The organism is Xenorhabdus kozodoii (genome assembly GCF_002632875.1).
In the GTDB taxonomy this organism is placed as follows: Bacteria; Pseudomonadota; Gammaproteobacteria; order Enterobacterales; family Enterobacteriaceae; genus Xenorhabdus; species Xenorhabdus kozodoii.
In genome coordinates this window covers 1-21,146 of record NZ_NJCX01000040.1, presented here as the reverse complement: position 1 = coordinate 21,146, position 21,146 = coordinate 1, and the positions used below count along the sequence as shown (strand labels likewise).

Annotated in this window: 32 protein-coding genes and 1 pseudogene; 15 read left to right on the top strand and 18 right to left on the bottom strand. The window is 42.6% G+C overall.

Going from position 1 to position 21,146, the window contains the following annotated elements; all coding sequences use genetic code 11:
- Window positions 1–200: 200 nt before the first annotated feature.
- From Xkoz_RS18150 to hxpB, 3 genes are all read right to left on the bottom strand, one after another.
- Window positions 201–1,592 carry an L-cystine transporter gene (locus Xkoz_RS18150; RefSeq protein WP_099143359.1) on the bottom strand — a complete coding sequence of 464 codons (1,392 nt, stop codon included), beginning with the start codon at window positions 1,590–1,592 and terminating at the stop codon, window positions 201–203.
- A 401-nt stretch (window positions 1,593–1,993) separates the two neighbouring features.
- Complete coding sequence (locus tag Xkoz_RS18145; RefSeq protein WP_099143358.1) at window positions 1,994–2,590, bottom strand: metal-dependent hydrolase; 597 nt, start codon at window positions 2,588–2,590, stop codon at window positions 1,994–1,996.
- 226 nt (window positions 2,591–2,816) lie between these two features.
- A complete protein-coding gene (gene hxpB, locus Xkoz_RS18140; protein ID WP_099143357.1) occupies window positions 2,817–3,482 on the bottom strand; it encodes a hexitol phosphatase HxpB in 666 nt (221 codons plus the stop codon).
- Between the two features lie 437 nt (window positions 3,483–3,919).
- Here hxpB and Xkoz_RS18135 point away from each other — a divergent pair, with 437 nt between their 5' ends.
- Entirely contained in the window at window positions 3,920–5,194 is a 1,275-nt protein-coding gene (locus tag Xkoz_RS18135; RefSeq protein ID WP_099143356.1) for a tyrosine-type recombinase/integrase, read from the top strand.
- 321 nt (window positions 5,195–5,515) lie between these two features.
- Here Xkoz_RS18135 and Xkoz_RS18125 read toward each other — a convergent pair whose 3' ends face one another.
- The 15 genes and pseudogenes from Xkoz_RS18125 to Xkoz_RS18045 all read right to left on the bottom strand — a co-directional run bounded on the left by Xkoz_RS18125 (window position 5,516) and on the right by Xkoz_RS18045 (window position 13,243).
- Window positions 5,516–5,785 (bottom strand): hypothetical protein, encoded by a 270-nt coding sequence (locus tag Xkoz_RS18125; protein WP_099143354.1) that lies wholly within the window; start codon window positions 5,783–5,785, stop codon window positions 5,516–5,518.
- A complete protein-coding gene (locus Xkoz_RS18120; protein ID WP_099143353.1) occupies window positions 5,782–6,318 on the bottom strand; it encodes a phage N-6-adenine-methyltransferase in 537 nt (178 codons plus the stop codon). Before Xkoz_RS18120 ends, Xkoz_RS18125 begins: the two co-directional genes overlap by 4 nt.
- Before the next feature lie 174 nt (window positions 6,319–6,492).
- The gene (locus tag Xkoz_RS18110) at window positions 6,493–6,813 is read right to left on the bottom strand and encodes a hypothetical protein (RefSeq protein WP_099143351.1); all 321 of its coding nucleotides are present in this window, start codon (window positions 6,811–6,813) and stop codon (window positions 6,493–6,495) included.
- Window positions 6,801–7,238 (bottom strand): annotated as a pseudogene (locus tag Xkoz_RS22445) (zinc-finger-containing protein). The gene Xkoz_RS18110 and the pseudogene Xkoz_RS22445 overlap by 13 nt, the downstream one beginning before the upstream one ends.
- Before the next feature lie 22 nt (window positions 7,239–7,260).
- Window positions 7,261–7,572, bottom strand: a complete 312-nt coding sequence (locus Xkoz_RS18095) for a hypothetical protein (RefSeq protein WP_099143349.1) — start codon at window positions 7,570–7,572, stop codon at window positions 7,261–7,263.
- Window positions 7,573–7,619: 47 nt separating this feature from the next.
- The gene (locus tag Xkoz_RS18090; RefSeq protein WP_099143348.1) at window positions 7,620–8,462 is read right to left on the bottom strand and encodes a phosphoadenosine phosphosulfate reductase domain-containing protein; all 843 of its coding nucleotides are present in this window, start codon (window positions 8,460–8,462) and stop codon (window positions 7,620–7,622) included.
- Between the two features lie 48 nt (window positions 8,463–8,510).
- On the bottom strand, window positions 8,511–8,993 hold the full coding sequence (locus Xkoz_RS18085; RefSeq protein WP_099143347.1) for a single-stranded DNA-binding protein: 483 nt from the start codon (window positions 8,991–8,993) through the stop codon (window positions 8,511–8,513).
- A complete protein-coding gene (locus Xkoz_RS18080; protein WP_099143346.1) occupies window positions 8,986–9,864 on the bottom strand; it encodes an ATP-binding protein in 879 nt (292 codons plus the stop codon). Before Xkoz_RS18080 ends, Xkoz_RS18085 begins: the two co-directional genes overlap by 8 nt.
- Before the next feature lie 2 nt (window positions 9,865–9,866).
- Complete coding sequence (locus Xkoz_RS18075) at window positions 9,867–10,370, bottom strand: hypothetical protein (RefSeq protein WP_099143345.1); 504 nt, start codon at window positions 10,368–10,370, stop codon at window positions 9,867–9,869.
- The gene (locus Xkoz_RS18070) at window positions 10,367–10,546 is read right to left on the bottom strand and encodes a hypothetical protein (RefSeq protein WP_099143344.1); all 180 of its coding nucleotides are present in this window, start codon (window positions 10,544–10,546) and stop codon (window positions 10,367–10,369) included. The genes Xkoz_RS18075 and Xkoz_RS18070 overlap by 4 nt, the downstream gene beginning before the upstream one ends.
- Before the next feature lie 197 nt (window positions 10,547–10,743).
- Window positions 10,744–11,151 (bottom strand): hypothetical protein, encoded by a 408-nt coding sequence (locus Xkoz_RS18065; protein WP_099143343.1) that lies wholly within the window; start codon window positions 11,149–11,151, stop codon window positions 10,744–10,746.
- 66 nt (window positions 11,152–11,217) lie between these two features.
- On the bottom strand, window positions 11,218–11,577 hold the full coding sequence (locus tag Xkoz_RS18060) for a hypothetical protein (RefSeq protein ID WP_099143342.1): 360 nt from the start codon (window positions 11,575–11,577) through the stop codon (window positions 11,218–11,220).
- A gap of 64 nt (window positions 11,578–11,641) precedes the next feature.
- On the bottom strand, window positions 11,642–11,803 hold the full coding sequence (locus Xkoz_RS21390; RefSeq protein WP_167386621.1) for a hypothetical protein: 162 nt from the start codon (window positions 11,801–11,803) through the stop codon (window positions 11,642–11,644).
- 49 nt (window positions 11,804–11,852) lie between these two features.
- On the bottom strand, window positions 11,853–12,071 hold the full coding sequence (locus Xkoz_RS18055; RefSeq protein ID WP_099143341.1) for a hypothetical protein: 219 nt from the start codon (window positions 12,069–12,071) through the stop codon (window positions 11,853–11,855).
- A 434-nt stretch (window positions 12,072–12,505) separates the two neighbouring features.
- Window positions 12,506–13,243, bottom strand: a complete 738-nt coding sequence (locus Xkoz_RS18045; protein ID WP_099143339.1) for an XRE family transcriptional regulator — start codon at window positions 13,241–13,243, stop codon at window positions 12,506–12,508.
- A gap of 106 nt (window positions 13,244–13,349) precedes the next feature.
- Here Xkoz_RS18045 and Xkoz_RS18040 point away from each other — a divergent pair, with 106 nt between their 5' ends.
- From Xkoz_RS18040 to Xkoz_RS26450, 14 genes are all read left to right on the top strand, one after another.
- Window positions 13,350–13,574, top strand: a complete 225-nt coding sequence (locus Xkoz_RS18040; RefSeq protein ID WP_099143338.1) for a transcriptional regulator — start codon at window positions 13,350–13,352, stop codon at window positions 13,572–13,574.
- Between the two features lie 130 nt (window positions 13,575–13,704).
- A complete protein-coding gene (locus tag Xkoz_RS18035) occupies window positions 13,705–14,073 on the top strand; it encodes a hypothetical protein (RefSeq protein ID WP_099143337.1) in 369 nt (122 codons plus the stop codon).
- A 72-nt stretch (window positions 14,074–14,145) separates the two neighbouring features.
- Window positions 14,146–15,120 carry a replication protein gene (locus Xkoz_RS18030; protein ID WP_244183511.1) on the top strand — a complete coding sequence of 325 codons (975 nt, stop codon included), beginning with the start codon at window positions 14,146–14,148 and terminating at the stop codon, window positions 15,118–15,120.
- Window positions 15,117–15,860, top strand: a complete 744-nt coding sequence (locus Xkoz_RS18025; RefSeq protein ID WP_244183510.1) for a replication protein P — start codon at window positions 15,117–15,119, stop codon at window positions 15,858–15,860. Before Xkoz_RS18030 ends, Xkoz_RS18025 begins: the two co-directional genes overlap by 4 nt.
- Window positions 15,857–16,765, top strand: coding sequence for a recombination-associated protein RdgC (gene rdgC, locus Xkoz_RS18020; protein ID WP_099143335.1), 909 nt, complete (start codon window positions 15,857–15,859; stop codon window positions 16,763–16,765). The genes Xkoz_RS18025 and rdgC overlap by 4 nt, the downstream gene beginning before the upstream one ends.
- Before the next feature lie 29 nt (window positions 16,766–16,794).
- Entirely contained in the window at window positions 16,795–17,130 is a 336-nt protein-coding gene (locus tag Xkoz_RS18015) for a nucleoside triphosphate pyrophosphohydrolase family protein (RefSeq protein WP_208615303.1), read from the top strand.
- Window positions 17,130–17,327, top strand: a complete 198-nt coding sequence (locus tag Xkoz_RS26455) for a Lar family restriction alleviation protein (RefSeq protein WP_099143334.1) — start codon at window positions 17,130–17,132, stop codon at window positions 17,325–17,327. Before Xkoz_RS18015 ends, Xkoz_RS26455 begins: the two co-directional genes overlap by 1 nt.
- On the top strand, window positions 17,328–17,771 hold the full coding sequence (locus Xkoz_RS18005; RefSeq protein ID WP_099143333.1) for a recombination protein NinB: 444 nt from the start codon (window positions 17,328–17,330) through the stop codon (window positions 17,769–17,771). It abuts the gene before it with no gap.
- A gap of 18 nt (window positions 17,772–17,789) precedes the next feature.
- On the top strand, window positions 17,790–18,458 hold the full coding sequence (locus tag Xkoz_RS18000) for a metallophosphoesterase (protein WP_099143332.1): 669 nt from the start codon (window positions 17,790–17,792) through the stop codon (window positions 18,456–18,458).
- Between the two features lie 420 nt (window positions 18,459–18,878).
- The gene (locus tag Xkoz_RS17990; protein ID WP_099143330.1) at window positions 18,879–19,310 is read left to right on the top strand and encodes an HNH endonuclease; all 432 of its coding nucleotides are present in this window, start codon (window positions 18,879–18,881) and stop codon (window positions 19,308–19,310) included.
- Window positions 19,246–19,536: a DUF1364 domain-containing protein gene (locus Xkoz_RS17985; RefSeq protein ID WP_099143329.1), complete on the top strand. Its 291-nt coding sequence runs from the start codon at window positions 19,246–19,248 to the stop codon at window positions 19,534–19,536. The genes Xkoz_RS17990 and Xkoz_RS17985 overlap by 65 nt, the downstream gene beginning before the upstream one ends.
- Window positions 19,533–19,892 carry a RusA family crossover junction endodeoxyribonuclease gene (locus Xkoz_RS17980; RefSeq protein ID WP_099143328.1) on the top strand — a complete coding sequence of 120 codons (360 nt, stop codon included), beginning with the start codon at window positions 19,533–19,535 and terminating at the stop codon, window positions 19,890–19,892. The genes Xkoz_RS17985 and Xkoz_RS17980 overlap by 4 nt, the downstream gene beginning before the upstream one ends.
- A 190-nt stretch (window positions 19,893–20,082) precedes the next feature.
- A complete protein-coding gene (locus Xkoz_RS17970; protein WP_244183509.1) occupies window positions 20,083–20,670 on the top strand; it encodes a hypothetical protein in 588 nt (195 codons plus the stop codon).
- A 323-nt stretch (window positions 20,671–20,993) separates the two neighbouring features.
- Window positions 20,994–21,146: DNA adenine methylase (locus Xkoz_RS26450; protein WP_208615304.1), on the top strand; the 153-nt coding region annotated here is incomplete at its 3' end.

The window sequence follows — 21,146 nt, the reverse complement described above, 5'->3', positions numbered from 1 at the left end:
GAGGGCGCGTTTTTGTTCTGGTGTCAGATGAATTTTCATGGTCGTAAGCATGATCGGGTTTGGATAAAAAATCAAGCATCTTCAATGGCGATTGGTATAGATATAAAGCCGAGGAGATCCTCGGCTTTATTTTATCTTCTTTTTAATTTCTTTTAGTTACAGCGAAAATACAAATACTATCCTATTTCATCAGGTTTGAATTAAGACTGGCTTAATACTACTTTTTCGTCTTGTTCAAACACTTCTTTATTGGTTTTTCCCATCAATTGACTGGTGATTGTACCGGCTGTCATAGCACCATTAACGTTTAATGCTGTACGTCCCATATCAATCAGAGGTTCAACAGAAATGAGCAATGCCACTAAGGTGACAGGTAGTCCCATAGCAGGCAAAACAATTAATGCTGCAAATGTTGCCCCACCACCAACGCCAGCAACCCCCGCGGAGCTAATAGTGACAATTCCTACAAGAGTTGCAATCCACATCGGATCAAAAGGATCGATACCTACGGTTGGAGCCACCATTACAGCTAACATTGCGGGATAAATGCCGGCGCAGCCATTTTGCCCAATTGTCGCACCAAAAGAAGCGGAGAAACTGGCAATAGATTCAGGCACACCGAGGCGGCGGGTTTGTGTTTCAACATTCAAGGGGATACTTGCCGCACTTGAACGGCTGGTAAATGCAAATGTCAGTACAGGACCTGCTTTTTTGAAAAATTTCAGAGGATTAATACCTGTGAATGCCAAAAGCCCACCATGTACGACAAACATCAGCCCAAGGGCAATGTAGGAAGCAACAACAAAGCTACCTAATTGAGTAATATCATGGATATTGGAACTGGCGACAACTTTAGTCATCAAAGCCATTACACCGTATGGGGTGAGGCGCATAACCAATCTGACCAGCTTCATTGCCCATGCTTGCAAAGTATCGATGGCAACAAGGACTCGATTACCGCGTTCTTGATCATCTTTAAGCATTTGTAGTGCAGCAATACCCAAAAATGCCGCAAAAATTACCACACTAATAATGGAAGTAGGGTGCGCTCCCGTCAGATCAGCAAAGGGGTTTTTAGGGATAAAAGAGAGAATGATCTGAGGTACACTCATATCTGCAACTTTGCCGATATAATTGTTTTCAATTGCCAATAAACGCGCAGTTTCCTGAGTGCCTTGAATAAGCCCGGATGCACTTAACCCAAACAAATTGGCAATGACAATGCCGATTAAAGCAGAGATTGCTGTAGTGAACAGTAGCGTACCAATGGTAAAAAGGCTGATTTTTCCTAAGGAAGATGCTTTGTGTAAGCGAGCAACGGCACTAAGGATAGAAGCAAAAACCAGTGGCATAATAACCATTTGTAGGAGTTGTACATAACCGTTACCGACGATATTGAACCACTTAATTGATTCTTTCACGGTAAGATTATCTGTTCCATAAATGATATTTAATACCAGTCCAAAAACGACACCTACAACTAGAGCCACAAGAACTTTTTTGGACAAGCTCCAATGACTTGAGCCTGTTTTTGCCAACAGAATAAGCAGCGCTATAAAAACGAGCACGTTGACGATGAGTGGTAAATTCATCCCTAGTCTCCAAAAACTTATACTTTATTTATATTTCGAGTTGCGGTATGCAACCTGGAACATGCCAATTTGCTGATTTTTAATCTGTATTTCAGTTTGAAATCTATCGGCGACATACCATGAAATGCCTAATTCGGCATATTATCAGCATAAGAAGTTGCTTTCTTATAATTAAATGGAATTTAATATAATTATTTTTCACTAACCAACGCTATTGATTATATATCTTAATGTATTTCTGTTTGTTTTTTGTCTGATTACAACTGGCGACGTTATAGTTTAATGAATTGAAGGGTTTTTTTTAAAAAACGGTAAGGAGTGAATAAAAAATTATTTATATTTTCAGGTAACCCCATTTTTAAATAGGGTTACCATATTTGGGTTGCATATGAATTGAATAATTACTGTTTGTAGAAATTCTGTAGCTTATCTATAGGTAATTTATCAAACTGTATTTTGTTAAATGGTAAGTTGTCGAAATAGCGAGTAAAAGAGAAATTAATATGTTGTGGCAGGATAATAGCGATCACCACTACCAGTACGGCAATAAAACGTTCAGCTTTTTTGCGCTCCTTACCTCTAAGAATAGGCAAGCGAAAACGTATTTTCAGTGGCCATAAAAGCGGAATGCCGGCGGGAGTTAGCATATCAGCAATAAGATGACTGATATAACCGATCACCATTGCATGGACAAAGTCGGTTGGAATAGGCCAATTAGAGGGTATCTCAGTTTGGAATAGCGTAACCCCCACGAGCAGCGCTAATAAGCTATGCGTAAATCCACGATGTCCACATAATCGCGCGATTGGAATGGAAATAAAGCGGAATAACCTGCCTAAAGTTGAGCTTGGATGGTCGATATCGGGTAACAATGAAGCCAGAAGTACGCCAGGAAGCATATGTAACCAATCTCCCTGTGCTATTTCTGGTGTGATTTCTAGCTGGTGAGCCAATACAAGGCTGGCAACGGAAAAAAGAAGATGTCCTTCTGCTGTCATAACGATTTATACTAATTATTGATGCTGATTGCTGTTTATACATACAGTTAGGCAGTATAGAGGGTTTTGTCTGAGGAAGATAGAGGGAAACCAGGAAAAATCTGCTATTTATTGATGATCCCCTTTCACTTTTTAAGTTGTAGCTTTGTTGGTTGAAAGAAAGGTTAATATTTGCGCTGCCTATATTATAAAAAATAGGTATTGGAGAATGGCAGCGCAGTAGCTATTAAGTAATATTTTCTATTGTTAATTTTTCCAGTGAATTTAGCTTAATATCAGCCAATAACCAACGAGGATCATCGAAATGATGGGCAGCGGGAACGACAATTGAGCGCATTCTTGCCGCTTTGGTTGCTATCATACCGTTAAATGAATCTTCTAATGTGAGACAGTTAATTGGATTAACGCCAAGTTGGCTGGCTGCCTGCAAATAGACTTCGGGATGTGGTTTGCTGTAAGGCAAGTGTGCAGCGGAAACCACAACATCAAAGTAATGGCGTAAGTTAAACAATTCGAGCACTTGTTCGATCATCTCATAGGGTGACGCGGAGGCCAGGCCGATTTTTAACCCACGTTCGCGGCAGAGATCCAAAGCATATTCTACTCCAGGCAGTAAGGGGCGGTTTTTTTTAACTGACTGGACGACATAATCGATGATACGTTGCCCAACTTCACTTTTGGAGATGCCTTGCCAGGGGGATGCTTGATACCATAGTTCAACAACTTGATCGATTCGCAATCCCAATGTGTCAGGTAGCGCTTTTGCTAAATTCAAATCCAGCCCCAATTCACTAAATATGCTTTTTTCGCCCTGTTTCCAATAAGGTTCAGAATCAATCAGCAAACCATCCATATCAAAAACGGCGGCTTCCATAGATAAACAAAATGACATCTCAAATCTCTCCGCGATGATAACAGTGATTAATAACGTTTCATTGTAACAATTCCAATAAATTAAATCTCGTTATCGGTGATAACAAAGAAAGGGATGTTTTTATAGGTAAAATAAGATAATCACTCTATAAATAGGGGTAAAGTTGGTTCTTTATGGGCTATCATTTTTTAAAAATAAAATGATTTATGCCAATGGAGAATGTAATGACGTATCAACAAGCTAAATCCGCTAACCCTGTCATTTCTAATCAACTGTAGTCATTTTAGGTCATGGAATTTAAATCAATACATTGATTTAAATGGTAAATTAATGGTTTCTCTAGTTTTTGGTAGTCAACTATGGTCACAAATATTCACCTAGAGTCATGAAAAAAATGTACACACGAGTGTACATGTTCTACATTAAAAGCTGTGTTATTTTTCGAGGAAAGTGATATGGCAATTACTGATTCATGGCTTCGCTCTACCAATGGCAAACCTCAAGAAAAAATCATTACCAAGTCAGATAGGGACGGCCTGTCCGTTCGTGTTACCCCTAAAGGAAAAATTATATTTCAATTCAGGTATCGCTGGAATGGTAAAGGTGATCGGATTGACATAGGAACCTATCCGGCAACCAGTTTAAAAGATGCGCGTGACGCTGTAACCTTCTACCGTGGGGAGTTAGAACAACACCGCAATCCTAAAGTAATTAAGCGTGTTCGCAAGGAATCGGCGCTAAGTGCTGTGACTGTAGAAGGGCTTATACGGGATTGGTGGGGAGCAGCAATGCAAGGATCAAAGGTTAACGCAGATCAGGTATTACGCTCTTTCGAAATTTATATTTTCCCCAAAATTGGTAAATTACCTCATGATGAAGCGTCACTTCATGTCTGGCTTTCTTTAATTGAAGATGTTTCCAAGCGGGTGCCATCAATCGGTGAGCGCATATTGACATATGTCAAGAAGGCGCATAAGTGGGCTGTTCGGCGAGGGATGACTAATCTTACACCACTATCCGATGTAGGAATAAGTGATTTAGGTGGAAAAGGTGGAGGCGATGATATCGATCTCGATTCTGAGATAGGAGAAAGAGCATTAAGTGAGGAGGAGGTTGCGGTTCTTTTTCAGATTATCAATTCTCCTCAATATAACCCACGCAATGCACTAATAATAAAATTATGTTTATTATTTGGATGTCGCATTGGTGAATTACTAAAAGCTAAGGTTACCGACTTTGATTATGAAAAAAATATTTGGATTGTCCCGCCCGCTAATCATAAAACAGGAAGAAGAACCAAAAAGCCCATCATTAGACCAATTATTCCAACAGCAAAGGAATTAATTGAGCAGGCAAAAAAAATAAATATGGGAGGGACGCATTTATTTGTTGTGAGCAATGGAAAGCCGTTTTCAAGGGGAAGCTACTCTAACATAGTTAACACTCTAAATAAAAAAATGGCTTCTTATCTGCCTAACCATGAGCAATGGTCAATCCACGACCTACGCAGAACTATGCGCACTGGGGTATCTGAATTAACACCGCCTCATGTGGCCGAAATCATGATCGGGCATAAATTACCGGGGATATGGCAGGTGTATGATAAACACACCTACCTGAATGAGCAGAGAGCGGCATACGAGCGCTGGTGGGATAAGCTAACTAAAATTGTTTCCCGTCCTCCCAGTCAAGAATATCTTGCCGTAAAAAGTTTAACTGGTCAGATTTAAACTTGGGCTTTGGGAAGCCAGTTCTTCTTTGCTTCCCATTGCCGCACCATAACCTTATCGTGTGTGGTTTTACACCATATCGAGCCGCCAGTTCATTTGTTTTGAAATAGGGATATTCTGTCATCTCGCATCTCCTTCTGAATCATCCGCACATAGTAAACCAGCACCGATTTGGTGCTGAATCTCATGTGGTTGAGTGGTTTAAATTTGGGGGTATATTTATCGAGGATTGTGGTTACTGCGGTATCGTCGTATTTGGGTAGGCGTTTCAGTTCATCGAGGCAATCCCTTGCCACCGCTCTTCTTGCGTTCTCAAATTCGTTAGTCATCGGTGATGGAGTTCAGCTTCTCGGCCAATTCTTTGGCGATTAGGTCAATTTTATCGCTGAGTTGTTGCAGTGTTTTGATATCGTCGCTGTCCAATTCCATTCTGAAATAATCGCGGATTAATTCATTGAGATGACAGTAGTAGCGAATAGGCTCCAAATTTTCCTCACCTGCTCTATCTCCAGTTTTTGCAATTCTTTTGATATTTAAAATGAACTTCCTACTGTCAGATGTAATAACATATTTTCCTAAATCTAATTTCATGTTATTTTCCTCAATTGTTCATTGCCGATACTAATTAAATAGTCTCGGTCTACAGTGGCTATTATTCCGCGTGGGTTGATAAATGGCTTCCAAATTAATAACAGTGAACCTTTATTATTTCCATTCACTGGCTTTTGTGTCTCTGCGTTAATAAATGAAATCCTGCCACCCGTTATTAATCTGACCTCATCCACCGTCTCCAGCGCCAATTTAAACCAACCTACAGATGTATCGGCGGGAACTAACATAACGATAGACTGGCATTGTTTCCGGCATTCGATAGCGGCTCTCTCTACCCACGGCGTAATATTGGAATAGGGCGGATTACACCAGATAGAGCCGTAGCTCTCCCAATCACATTCCAGTGTATTATCTCGTTCCGTGAGATAATGTGCGCATAGGGCGTTTTGATAGTCAGCGGCTGCATCTAAATAAAATCCGAATTCTAAATCGAGTGCCAGAAATAACGGGAGTGGAGTTTGCCAGAGGTCGCGCAGTTCTTTGGGTGTATTACTGCCTCCGAAATCGCTCATAATCCTCCCCGCACTCTCTGCTACAGAATGCACCGTATTTTGCTGGCTCAGTCTCACACCATCGGCACATCCCGTTGATGCTGGTTAATGGTGGTTGCCGGTTCTGGAGCGCATGAGATACCATTAGCTCAACGGTATCGTTAGCTGTGTCGATAATATCCATGATAGTTCTCGCTATTTGCTGGGGTGACGGTAGAGGGGGAATACATCGGGGTCATTATCTTCGTCTTCGTCTTTTTTCCTTGTTGCTGAAAATACAGGATCAAATTCCAATTCAATGCTGAATGTTCCGATTGATTCGCCATTATTAAATACGGTTATCTCAATAGGCCAATTATCCTCATATCCATCATGATTGTTATAATAATCATAGGCACATTCCCCAGCCAAATAACGGGGATACGAACCATCCCATACTGGATTTTCTAATTCATATCGGTCTGACGGATCAGTTAAATCATTAACATCTGTTACTGCGTATTCTATTTTTTCCACGTAAACCCCCTGCATATATTCGCTGCTTTATTGCACATATCAGTATCAAACCAGCCGAAATGGCATTCATTGAAACCGATCTCTAATTGACTCGCTAACCATCGGTACGCATCCGTACGTTCCAGATTCCATTTTTCTCTGACGTAATCGAAATGCTAATGAGCTGACAGCCTCGCTATCCGTGTCGGTTTATCTGCCAGTGACCCCAGCGGGATATCCGTTCCCGGATGAATACCAACACGTGCACCGCATGTCCAGCAGTGGTATAACCACGGCCAGCGGTTATCCTGAATACGTTTAAATACATTCAGATGATGCTCAATCATGACGTGCCTGCCGCAATAACAGCAGTGTGTTGGAATGGGGTAGGGGTCGTTAACTCGTTGTATTGCTCTGGGGTCGGGATCCCATGGGGTGTATTGCATGCGCCCTCCTCATGAACCGCGCTCATTGAGATAGATGACGCACCCAAACGCAGACTGGGCTATCCTCTGAATCATGAATTGATACCAAAAACCAGCCTGCACCTGCTGGTGGTGTCGGATTCCAGTCATGGACGTCATAAATTCCCGAATTAAAACGTTCAAAAATCCACGGATTATCATCCCGTAACCAAACCGTTTTAATGATTAATTTATTTTTCTTTAACCAATAAACCAGTTCGGCGGCGTTCCATTCATTCGATTCATTGGTAGGATAGAAATCAGGATGACTCCAAAATCCAAATTCACCGTGCTCACGTGGTACAGGTTTAATCATAATATTTACCTCTATTGTGTTGGTTAATGGTTGGGGTTAAAATAGGTCTAATTGAATATTTCGCAGGATTCAGAGCAGGAACCGGTATCAAATCGTTTGGCGGCAATCATTTGCTGATACAGATGTTGATAATCTGCATTCGAATACATCGTCGCGATTCCATCTAGAGACATACGGCCTCGGTACATAATTTCCCGCGAGGTTTTCCTGTGCCCATCCCGGACATGCGTTCCTGTAATGCACTCTGATTCGAATACTCGTTTTAATCCCGGTTCGGATTGGCACGCCAGACCAATTTTTTTACTGCTCTTTTTTACGCAAAATACGCAATTACCTAGATGCTCAGGTATCCCTAAATTAAATGGTTGTTCTGCCCACCAATCTAAAACATCTTGTTTATCGAAATCTGAAATGTCAGCTAGGTAATTAACGCCATTTTTACGGGTAGTTAACCTCCGTGGTTCATCTGCCCGAATACCAATCCACGTTTGATAATTACCCCGTCCGAAATGGTCATTACAATATGCATTAAATGGGCGCAATTTCAGGCGGTCAGTGCAAAATGCCCCACCGATATAGGGTGTACCGTATTTTTTTACCATATCCGTAAACGGCTGCAATGCAGGCATTCGAGTCTGGATATCTGTCGGTTCCCAGACTGTATAACCATTCGATGCACCCAGTTTGGGGTTGATATCAGCCTGCAACACAACCAGTGGGATATTCCAAAATTTAACAATTTCTCTGACAAATCGGTAGGTCATAGGGTGTTCTGCGCCAGTATCCATAAACACATAGCGGACATCCTCACCTTGCTGGCGGCGCTGTTCCATCAGATATACGAGGTACGCCGACGTCCTGCCGCCAGAAAAACTGACAACATTGATCATGTTATGTCCTAGAGTGGGTTAGGTAGTTTTTTGGGGTTGTTGAATAGACTAGAACGGTATATCGTCGTCAAAATCCACTGGAGGCGCTGGCTGTGATTGTTGCCCCTGCGGTTGCTGTGGTGCACCCCAGAATTGAGACTGTTGCTGTCCTGAATGTTGCTGGGGTTGCTGATTTACCTGTCTGCTGCCCAACATTTGCATGGTGCCGCCTATAGGATTAACTGCAACTTCCGTGGTGTATCTGTCCTGTCCCTGTTGATCCTGCCATTTGCGAGTCTGTAAAGAACCTTCGATATAAACCTGAGAACCTTTGCGCAGGTATTCACCGGCGACTTCTGCCAATTTGCCGAATATCACAACCCTGTGCCATTCGGTTTTTTCTCTCATCTCGCCTGACAGTTTGTCACGCCACGTTTCCGATGTAGCCAGAGTGATATTGGCGACTGCACCACCATTCGGCATATAGCGAACTTCCGGATCCTGCCCCAAATTACCCACTAAAATAACTTTGTTTATGCCACGGCTAGCCATTTACCACCTCCTTTGGTTCAAACTCTGATTTCCTGAGTTCATATATTTCCTGCGCTTTCCCTTGCTCTGGCGTGTCCCTAAGTGATTTATAAGCCTCAGCGAAGGCGGCTTTAAGTTCATCCATGTTCTGTGCTTTTCCTGCGCTCTCCGTAAAGTGAGTTAGATCAATCTCCGCTTTGCTCCTTCCATCATTCAGCCAATCCATTAATCGTTTACCTGTACCCTCATCAATGACGGTGAAATCGGCATTACTGAACAATCCTGTTCTGTCCTTGCTGGCTGTCGCGGTGTGAGTCTCATGATTCAATTCCAGAACCGTCGTGAACTCATATTCAACACCGTCACGCTGCTCTGATTTCATACCCAATTTATCGACGCCCTTTTTTCCGTTGCCTTTATCAACTTGGGCCGTTTCCGTTTTACTACGCATGGTGGCGATAATGTTTACGTCTGAACGCAATATCGCATCCAGAAATTTATTATGACGTGGCGTGATGTCACTCCATGCTGACCATGTATTCCCGCGATATTTTGCCTTAGCCAATCCATCCAGCATTTCGAGACAGCCACCCGTACCGCTCCATTCATGGGTGATACTGTCAATTATTAGGTTGTCGTAACCCGCATCCTGAGCAGCGTTGATAGCCTCAATGAATCGTTCTGGTGTGAATGGTGGGGCTAATTCCAGTACGTCAAAATTAAATCTATCTGAGTAGAGAGAAGCGCTGCCTTTCTCCGTATCAATAACCGCTGTTGTTCCGCCCAGTCCTTTGGCAATGGTTAAAGCTCCGTATGTTTTCCCTGACCCACTGGGGCCAGTTAAGGCCAGTCTCAACTTAGCCTGTTTTCTCATAGCCTTAGCAAATTTCATTATTAATCTCCTGTCCAGATACCGCCGCGATGACGGTTAGGTGAATCACCTCGATAATGATCGCGTTCCGTGTGATGAGTCGCGTAATAATCCCGCCACGCCTGTTGTTCCTGTTTAGTGCGTTGCTCTGCCATATGCTGGGGTAGCGGGGGATTGAATGCAGTTCGATAGCTGATATTCCATATCCGCTCTGCGATAACGCGTTCCGTTATGGTCATTACTGCGGGGTGTGGTGTTTTGGTTGTGATGGCAGCGACTAACTCCCCGAGATATTGCTGTCTCTCGGCTGGATCTTTCGGCACGTAACATCCTGTTGAGCGTCGGGGATATCCGTTCATGTAAAATCCCCCCCTAAATTCCATATCACTGGATGGTACTCCTTCTCTGCCTAATACCTCCCTTTGATATTGCTGCCAGCTGTGTTCGGCGATTTGTTCTTCCGTATATTTCTGCTGCTGAGATTTTTTGTTGGGATTGGTGTGAGTGTTGTAATCGAAATTTCTCATAGTGGAATCCTTTCAAATTTGACTGTTTGTTGTTTGCTCCGTGCCATAAAGAGTCTGAACTTAATTTCATTAACCAGTTCATCAAGTTCTGATTCGGTTAATTCATTCTCTTGAGCAATTCGTACCATTTGTTCCATGCCGTGGCGTTTTTTGATTGAAAATCTTGTGAGCAACATGTGTTATTTCTCCATTGCGATTAAACGGGAATAAATACAGTTAATGAGATGAGGAAGAGAGCAATTCGGCGCCTCCATGCACGCCTATTTCTAATTGCCTGTGGTTTTATTGGCACGACTGCGCAACCATCGTGCAGGTTATTACGCATATAAAAATCCCTCGTTAGTGAAAACGATAATAATTTTTGGGGCTGGGTTTATTTTTGGGTCAGACTGGTCAGACTGATGAGCGCTTTGGCGTGTAATATGGCGGAATTTTCATCTAAATGAATTAGGCCACATCTCAATAAATAATAATCATAAAAATCCCCTCTCCAAAATCGCGACATACATGATAGTGTTTTTTCTGTAGAGGGATAATAATAAGTTGTAGGGGTTTCTAAAGGTATTCTTATTGGCTCAGGAACATCATATTCTCCGATTTTTATCGTGCTGGGTTTTAGGCGATATTCGATATCATCAATCCACAGGAGGCGCCATTTGGATACATTTTTCCAATCGTCATCAGCATAATCCCAATATTGAAAATATTCCCATGGTTTGTCCGTTTTCTGCGCTAATTTGGCGTACGCCATAATTAAATCGGCGTGTGGGTGTTTAGGCATCATCATTCTCCTTTCGGGGGGGGGTCGTATATTACCTTTAATTTAATTAACTCGTTACATGTATTTCTATACTGATTTGATTTGTGAATAATATTTAATATCATCATCGTCATACTTTATTTTTATAAAGTCAACATTAGATGGTTTAAGAAACTCTTCAAAAGATTTATGTTTTACTCCACCTGTGTTAAAATAAACACAAAATGTTTTAATCCTTTTATCTAGAGGACGTGGCTGCTGTTGACTGTACCAATTAGCGCGCAGATCTTTGCCTTTACTCTCCTCATAATCCAGAAATTTTGCACGAGAAGTTAAAGATAGATATACACAACTACCAGTATCACGACATGTCACTTTAATAGTGTCAGATTTATAATTAAAAATAATGTCTTTATTGCGATTTTCAATAAGAATAATTTTGTTCATTATATAACTACCTTGTTTATTATGAATATAATTCACAGCCCACTCGTAAATGGACTGTAATTAGTCAACTAGCTGCTTTCCAACCACGGTAATGTTTACGTTTGAGCCAGCACAGTTTTACCAAACTACGACGAATTTCAGAACGAGGCTCTTTGGATATAGCCCACTGACGATAACGCTCAAATTCGTCTTTACATTCAGCCGCAAATTTCATTGGTGTAGTCATATTTATACCCTCATAATTAATATTATTTATCTCAGTTGCGATTAACGATTTAACCCCTCGCCGTAACATTCCCCGACCCCAAACGACGGCGGGTTTTGGTTTTGGTTGAGAACAGAGCCACATCACTCATGCAGCAAGATCCGCTGCCAGTGTCGCTCTTGATGTCCTTTTTCAATCCAATCATCAGATTGACCAGTACGTCAATTTCATCGACTGGCTGACCGAAAATACTGTCCCAAATTTCCCCGGTCGTTCTAGGTGCTAACATCCGTGCCTCCATACGATTTTGTTTCCGTCTCAATTTATAACGTTGTCGTGAGTTCATATATCCTCCGCAAATTGATTTTGGTGGTGTGGTGACCGCTGCGTTGTGGCGCTATCGCAGACTGCGCCTCCCGTAGTCCTGATACAGTCATCACACCCCAAAACCAACTTGTTTTGGCCTCCCGATTTCAAGGAGGAGGTTAAATTGTTAAAGAGCGAACTTCCTTTTACGTTTGGCTCCGTGCCTTGGATGTCTAACAATATAGCTAAAGTTATTTTTCATGTAAATAGCCTAGGTTATAAAAAAATAGATAAAGAAATTAAATTATTGATAGTAAAGGTTATATTTTTTTATTGAAATTTAGATATGTGATGCAGGATTGGTTTTGCAGGAATAAAAAAGCCCCTTTCGGGGCTAATTCTTTAACTATGTGGGGATTAACTGTAGTATCTATAAGTTATTGATTGACTGACCATCACTTTACCTTGTATGTATAGCTTTTGGGATTCCTCTTCATCAAGATACCAAGTTTCATATTTTTTATTATCAGATATTATTGCTAATTTTTTGTACTGCAACTGTAGTCTTTTAATGTAAAGCTGATTGTCTAAAACAAAAATATAAATACCATCTCCATCAAAGTAACTCTTTGTTATATCTACAAAAATCTGATCCCTTGGCTCAAATGTCCCAGACATTGAATCCCCGTTAACAGTCAGCATTTTTATTGATTCAGCAGGCTTTCCTCCGAATAATTTTCTAGCTTCGTCCTCGGTATACTCAATTGAGCATATAGTTTCAATAAATTCAGAATTAACCATTACACCAAACCCCGCGCTCGCTTGAATATCTAGTAAATCAACCTTATAAGAGCACGAAGTTTCTTTGCTACCGAATTGTTTTATAACTTTATTGTTTTGTGATGATGATTCTCTATCGTTTATTTGTTCTTCTATGTTGGGGATCATGTCACCATTGCCAGTTGCCAACCACTCTGGGTCAACTTGTAATGCTTTGGCGATCTCAACTGTCTTTCTTGAGCCGTTAGCTTTGCCGGACGTTAGTTTCCAAACGCTAGGCTGAGCCATGCCAACAGCCTCAGCTAGTGACGCCTGAGTAAATTCTTTTTCTTTCATGGCTAATTTTAGCCGTTCTGCAAATGTCGTTTTGTTCATAACCATACAATTTATAGCTTGGGCTATATCTCGTCAAATAACTAAAGCTTTACTTGCTGAATAGCTTTGGCTATTATTATTCGTATTCCAAAAGCCGAGGTTATTCATGACAAATAAATTAATCAAACAGGCTATTGGCATCGTTGGTAGTCAGCAAAAGCTGGCTGAGATATGTAACGTTAAGCAGCCCTCCGTTTGGGCTTGGTTACATGGAAAGAAAAAACCATCTGCCACAAGTGCTGTACGTATCGAACGCGCAACAAATGGAGTAATTCTGGCTCACAAATTACGCCCAGATTTATCCGAATTGTTTGGTGAAAGCATTATATAAATTAGTTCCATAGTTTGACTGTTCTTTAACAATCTACCGCTCTCCTTGAAAACGGGAGAAACATTAACCTGATTATAGTCAGGTTAACGGCTATTTATTAAACAAAACTTAACTATAGGAACTATATCAGATGACAATTGCAAAAACTCGCAATACACGCGTTACGTGTAAAGCCCGGTATTTAGAGAGTTATTTTCTCAAATCAGTTCTAGATTTTGGAAACAACGAATTAGCCAAAGAGATGGGGATTCATCCCTCGGCATTGAGTCGGGATAAAAACCGGATAGCAAAACTCGCCAGTTTGATGATTGTAAAATTGGGATTGCCTGAATGGGCGTTTGAATTATCTGAGTCCGATAGCAAACCCGTTGTAGTCATCGAGGGTGAACACGCTGAGCGATTAATTCAGGCACTGGAACGCAAAGGCAAGATAAAAAGAAAAACCCCAGTTGTTAGCGCAACTGAGGCTTCTGACATGCAACTTGAGATGGGAATTTAGCGGCTCCCAAAAAAACAACATTTCAACGAGGTAATTATACATGAAAAATCGATTTAATGATAGGGAGGTCGTATGAATACAGCGGAGGTTTTTGATTTCAATACGGCTAAAAAAATCAGGAGCAACAGGGTGGAAAACCAGAAATTAGGTTTCATCCCGTTGTACAGGAGCATCAGAAATAAGTCATGGGCTAAAGATGTCTTTCTCCGTACTCTCTGGGAGAACTTGTTATTTGAAGCCCAGAAAGGTGATTACGTAGCGAATTTCAAAGGTAACATCTGGCACTTAAAGGCTGGTCAGTTGGTCACCACTCCTGCTGACCTCGGGCTAAACCTGTGCGATAGGAACAATAAACCAACCAGTAGAGATGCGGTAAATAGAATGCTGGCTGTCTTTGTTCGTGAGGGAATGATAACTATCGAAGGAGAGAAGCATAAAGGCACTGTGATCACTATCACAAATTACAATGATTATGCTCAAAAAACAGACAATTCACCCGCACATAACACCGCACATAGAGGCGCACATGGTGAGACCAGTAATGACGCGGCCTCAGACACCATACCCGCACATGATGGCGCACATAACCCCGCACATCATGAACAAGAATATATATCTAATAATAAATTATTAGATGATCGTCCGAGAAAATCTAAATCATCTGGCAAGGTAAATCCTGATACTGCTGTCAGTTCCCCCAAAGGCGATAAGTGGGGAACCGCCGAAGACCTGAAAGCCGCTGAGTGGATTTTCCAAAAAGTCCAGATAACCAAGCCAAACGCTAAACAACCTAATTGGGCATCATGGGCCAATGACATTCGACTGATGAGGCAATCCGATAACCGAACCCATGCGGAGATCTGCCGCCTGTTCAAATGGGCCAATAAGGATTCGTTCTGGCACTGCAACATCCTGTCACCTGCCAAACTGCGGGAAAAATGGGACACACTCGAAGCGCAGAGTACGCAGCTCAACCGGAAGCAGATTGCGCCAGAGTCAGCAGGCAATTGGAATAACCGTGAAGAATGGGAGGAGGAATTTATATGACCCTTGCCAAAGTTATTCAAGATCGGGACGGGGCGGCATTAGCAAAGATGGCTGGAACGACAAAATCACCGGAGAAAGTTGTCAACGATGAAGCCGAACGACTGGTCGATGTTCTGTTCAAAAACCTCAAATCAGTCTTTTCCGCCGCTATATCAACGATATTCAAAGATCCCCGTGATGAAGTAGCTGCAAAGCGTCAATGGATTGCTGCATTTGCTGAGAACGGCATTCGCACCAAAGAGCAATTATCGGCGGGTATGCGTCACGCTCGCGCCAGTGAATCCCCGTTTTGGCCATCACCCGGTCAATTTATTCAGTGGTGCAAACAGGGTGAAGCGGTCGCTATTGGATTGCCAACCGAAGACGAGCTGTACGGTATGTTTCGTGATTACTGCGCTCGTCGTGGCTGGGGAGATTACCAGTGGCAATCGAATGCCTGTTACTGGATGGTGACAAAAATTTACTCGGATATGATCCGCCAGAACTTAACAGACTCTGAGGTGAGAAAACTCTGTGTCCGCGAATTGAGGGCGATGACGAAACGTATTCAGGCAGGTGAGAAAATACCCGTACCCGTTATTCAGATTGCGAAAAAATACACTCCGTCAGATGAGGATTCCGTTATAAGCAGCTTGTGGCTGATAAAGAGAAATTTAGGCTGCAATCTATCCCTTCAAGAGTACAGTCACCAATTTTACAACGAAAGACTAGAAGCTATTCGCAAAAGGAAAGCAATATGAACTTTTTCAAAAATGCGATCGTGTATCGCATGACTCGTGATATCCAAATTTCAGCGGAATCACTGGAAAATCAACTCGCAGCATTGGCATTCACCCCCTGTGCCAGCCAAGACATGATGAGAGTTGGCTGGGTTTCTCCAATGGGTAATCACGGAACATCGCTCACTCATGCAGCCGGTAATCAGATCCTGATTTGTATGCAGCGCGAAGAGAAAATATTGCCTTCGTCGGTCATCAAAAAAGAGTTATGGAGCAAGATTGAAAAACTGGAAGGTGAGCAGCATCGCAAGCTGAAAAAGACCGAGAAAGATTCCCTGAAAGATGAGGTCATCCACACCCTGTTACCCCGGGCATTCAGCAAAGAATCACAGACCTACCTCTGGATTGATAACGACAATCAGCGAATTGTTGTTGATGCCAGCAGTGCAAAACGTGCCGAGGATACATTGGCGCTACTGCGAAAAACGCTAGGCTCATTGCCTGTCACACCGATGATGTTCGCTAATCCCATCGAATTAACACTGACTGATTGGGTGAGTAAAAACGAGTTACCCAAAGAATTTATGTTGCAGGACGAAGCCGAGCTGAAAGCGATTCTGGAAGAAGGCGGCGTTATCCGCTGTAAGCACCAGGACTTAATCACCGATGAAATTGCCACTCACATTGAATCTGGCAAGTACGTCACCAAACTGGCGCTGGAATGGGAAGATCGCATTCAGTTTACATTGTCTGATGATTTTACCATCAAAAAAATCAAGTTCAGCGAAGCATTACGCGAACAGAATGACGATATCGACCGTGAAGATGTTGCTCAGCGATTCGATGCAGACTTTGTGCTGTTCTCCGGTGAGCTATCGCGGATGTTCGACAGTCTGATTAACGCGCTCGGCGGCGAAGCGCAATAACCCCAAACCCCACCAGAAGGACTTTTGAGATGAAAATCACTGAATTACAAAAACAAATTCACCAGCAAAATGTTGATGCCGGTTGGTGGGATAATCCCCGCGAGCGCGGAACGCTGCTGTGTTTAATCCACTCCGAAATCAGCGAGGCAATGGAGGGCGAGCGCAAAAATTTAATGGACGATCATTTGCCTCACCGTCCCATGCCCGAGGTCGAGTTAGCTGATGCAGTCATTCGCATTTTGGACTACGCAGAGGCATTTGGTTATGACATCGAGGGCGCGATTGCTGAAAAATTGGCATACAACCAGCATCGGGCAGACCATAAACGAGAAAACCGCGCCAAATCTGGCGGTAAGGCATTTTAATGAAAATTAAACCGTGTCCGTTTTGTGGCAGCAATGATTTATGTCCAGATTATGAGGATAGAGGTAGCTCACATGAATATGCAGCATGGATTAATTGCGGAGGGTGTGGAGTTGATGGCCCAGTGACAGCATGGAAGTCTAGCTATAAAGAAGCTGATGATTCAGCGTGGGAACTATGGAATAAAAGAGAGGGGTAGATGGATAAGCAAACATTCCTGCTACGGAATGTGCGAATACTCGATAACCTGAAAGCTGCACTCGACCAACTCCCACTCAACGACGAATTTCCCATTCAAATCACTATCTCAGACTCAAGCCGAACCCTACCGCAGAACGACAAGTTCCATGCGTTATGTGGTGACGTCTCTAAACAGGGTATTGAATGGTCTGGTGATACATGGAGTACACAGGAATGGAAATGTATTTTCGTCTCCGGTCATGCAAAAGCGACTGGGAAAGAGGGGCAGATAATCGCAGGGCTGGAAGGTGAGCTGGTGCCACTGGCAAGAGAGAGCACCGCCAGAATGGGTATAAAGCGCATGAGCAGTTTAATTGAATATTCACAGGCATGGGCTGTATATCAGGGCGTAAAACTCACTGAGACCCGCTATGCGCTGAATTATTACGGTCACAGAATTTAACTCAAGCGGAGGCAGGAAGTGAACGAAATCAGAAACGGGAATTACCTGAAAATCGAGGGTGATCAATACCAGCGTATTTTTGTGGTGGGCGACCTGCACGGGTGCCATCAGTTGTTAATGGATAGATTACAACAGATTGATTTTGATTATGAAAATGATTTGTTGATATCCGTTGGCGACCTGATTGATAGGGGGGATCGAAATGTCGAATGTCTCGACCTGATAACTCAACCGTGGTTCAGGGCGGTTCGGGGTAATCATGAGCAGATGGCGATAGATGCACTATTTTACAATGGCGATAGTGACCTCTGGTTCCACAATGGCGGTCACTGGTTTCTCTACTTGGACTATGAGCAGGAAATACTGGCAAAAGCTCTATTAGCGAAAGCTGAGCAATTACCCCTGATTATCGAGGTAAACACAGGGCATAAAAAAATCGTTGTTGCCCATGCTGACTACCCCGATGACGAATACGAGTTCGGCAAAGGGGTTGACTGGTTCGATGTCATTTGGAGCCGAGGCCGGATTTACAATGCAGCAGATGGCATCAGCATCGAAATCGCAGGGGCTGACCTGTTCATATTCGGACACACTCCGGCACCGATAACCAAACAGAATTGGAATCAACTATATATCGATACCGGTGCGGTATTTGGTCATGGGCTACATATGGAGCAAATCAAATGATAACGTTCAAACATTTTCTGGATAGGCCACTGTGGGCAGCGGTGGCAGGATATGATTTCAATATTATTGATTGTCTATCCGTGGCTGCGTGTAGATGTTTCAGTATACCCGTGAATATATGGGATGAATTGTTGGATTTAGAAATTAGACAAATATTTTCTGCAATTATTGTGGCTGCAGCTGGTTTATTTTGTGTATTTATTTATCCACTCATATTTTGGGTATTTGGTATAGGGTTGTATTTCAACTGTAAGCGGTATGTCAAGAAGTACAAAACAGATAAGCCACAAATAGTCATTGATAACCTGAACAAATGGAAATTCGATTGTGATAGGAGATTTAAGAAGAAATGATGCCTCACATTTGTACTAATTTGGGTAACGATTACGTTAATTATGGGACTAGTGTTAGGGGGATGAAGTGAAATTAACCAAAAAGCAGCGAGCGGTTATCAGGGAAAAATTCGGCGGTCGCTGTGCATATTGTGGACACGAATTACCCGCGACAGGCTGGCACGCTGACCATGCAGAACCGATTATGAGATACGGGGCTGGTCAATGCCACTATCCAGAGAACGACACCATTGAAAATATGATGCCCGCCTGTCGTAGCTGCAATATTTATAAACACAGTACAGATATCGAAACATTTCGGTCAGCAATAACCAGAGAATTACAAAATTCAATTAACAGAACGCAATGCCTGAGAACAGGCCAGCGGCTCGGCATATTGAAATTAGATACCGCGCCAATTGTATTCTGGTTTGAGAAATATGGGGGAATGGAGAATGGCAAATCTACGCAAAGAAGCGCGGGATCGGGAATGTCAGGTCAGGCTTCCGGGCATTTGTAATGGCAACAGTGAGACAGTGGTTCTGGCTCATTACCGCATGGCGGGTATTAGTGGCATGGGAATGAAGCCGCATGATCTATTTGGCGCATGGGCCTGCTCTGCCTGTCACGATGAAATAGACCGCAGAACAAGGCTGACAGATGCAGACTATGCACACATGGCTCATCTGGAGGGAGTAATCAGGACACAATCAATATTACTACAAGAGGGAAAAGTATCGACGTGAAAACCTATAATCTAAAATTGCCGTGGCCTCCCTCGAATAACACCTACTGGCGGCATACAAAGCGCGGTCATTACATATCAGAGAAAGGCATCAACTACCGACAGCAAATCATCGACATCATCAAGCAACAAAACCTCAATATCAATACCCAATCCCGCATCAAAATCTCAATCACAGCAAATCCCCCAGACAGACGACGGAGAGACCTTGATAACCTGCCTAAAGCGGTTTTCGATGCGTTAACTCACGCTGAATTCTGGGTTGATGACAATCAGATTGACTATATGAGCATCGAACGCGGCGAACGGGTTGCGGGTGGCCGATTGGATGTTCAGATATGGGAGCTGGAACCATGATCTTCACCGACCTACCCGCAGCAATCGAGGAGGCTCGATATCGATGTAGGGATGTTGGGCGACCATTTGCTGTTGTTCAGCGACACACAATTCTAGCCGTCCTTACTGAACAATGGGTTATGCGAAAACAATTGCGGGTCATGTATTCGACCCGTCACGATAGGGTTCACACAGTATTGCCGGAGGTGAGATGAAAAAGGGAAGTTTTAGGGAATTAGCCTATTTTCGGTCTGAGAATCAACTCCGTCAGAAATGGTGTAAAGGAGTGAAAAAAATAACACCATCTGATCGTACATGGACGCGATATATGCTGATGTTATGGGGAGCAGCTAATCAGGGTGATGATTTGCCAAGTGGTGGAAATATCAATGTCATTGGTCGCCTAATGGTACGTAATGATTGGGATGATGGAACGACTGCCGCAATCAAATTGGTGATGACCAATTATGCAAAATTAGGCTACACCGGAAAAGAGTTATTAGAGAAAGTGAAAGAAGTCATAATGCCTAATAAATCAACACTCGGCGCACTTCGCCTCGCTAAAGAAAAAGATGACGCCGAATTTGTTGAGAAATGCATGACGGAAATATTCACAATCGATAACCCAATTCGCGATGTAGTTATTAAACGATACAAGGACTGCAAAAGCTCGCAAAACATTTTAGAAGACCTTTCTCGGAAAACAGGCATTGATCTTGATTCGGCGAAAAGACGAGTCAGATGGGCGAATAAAGCTGCTGAGGATATGCTTTATTCCATTATGTCAGTAAGAAATTAGAAATATTCTATTTGAAAATAAAAAAATAGAAAATTATTTGACAAATACGCCTAAAAACTATATGTTTTGTGTTATGATCGGGCAGTAAAACCGAAAAGCAGTTAAGCCTCACTAAATCAAGTGGGGCTTTTTCATTTTTGCCAATAGTAAACTCAGAGTTTACAACTCAATTCTGATCATGGTCGGTCAATACTTCGATCCCCATAGATAACTCAACCTGTTGGCGAGACCAACTAGTTCAAATTCAAGGCTGCGCATTGCGTGGCTTTTTTTGTTTTCTGGCTGCGCCAATAAATAGAGTGGAGGGGATAAGGGTGAAATACATGGGAAGTAAATCACGTATCGCAAAATATATTGCGCCATTCATTCTAGAACGCTTAACAAAAGAGACGGTTTATGTCGAGCCGTTTGCGGGCGGCATGAACATGGTGAGTCATATAAATGATTCTCACACGGGTACAGTTATTGCCTCTGAT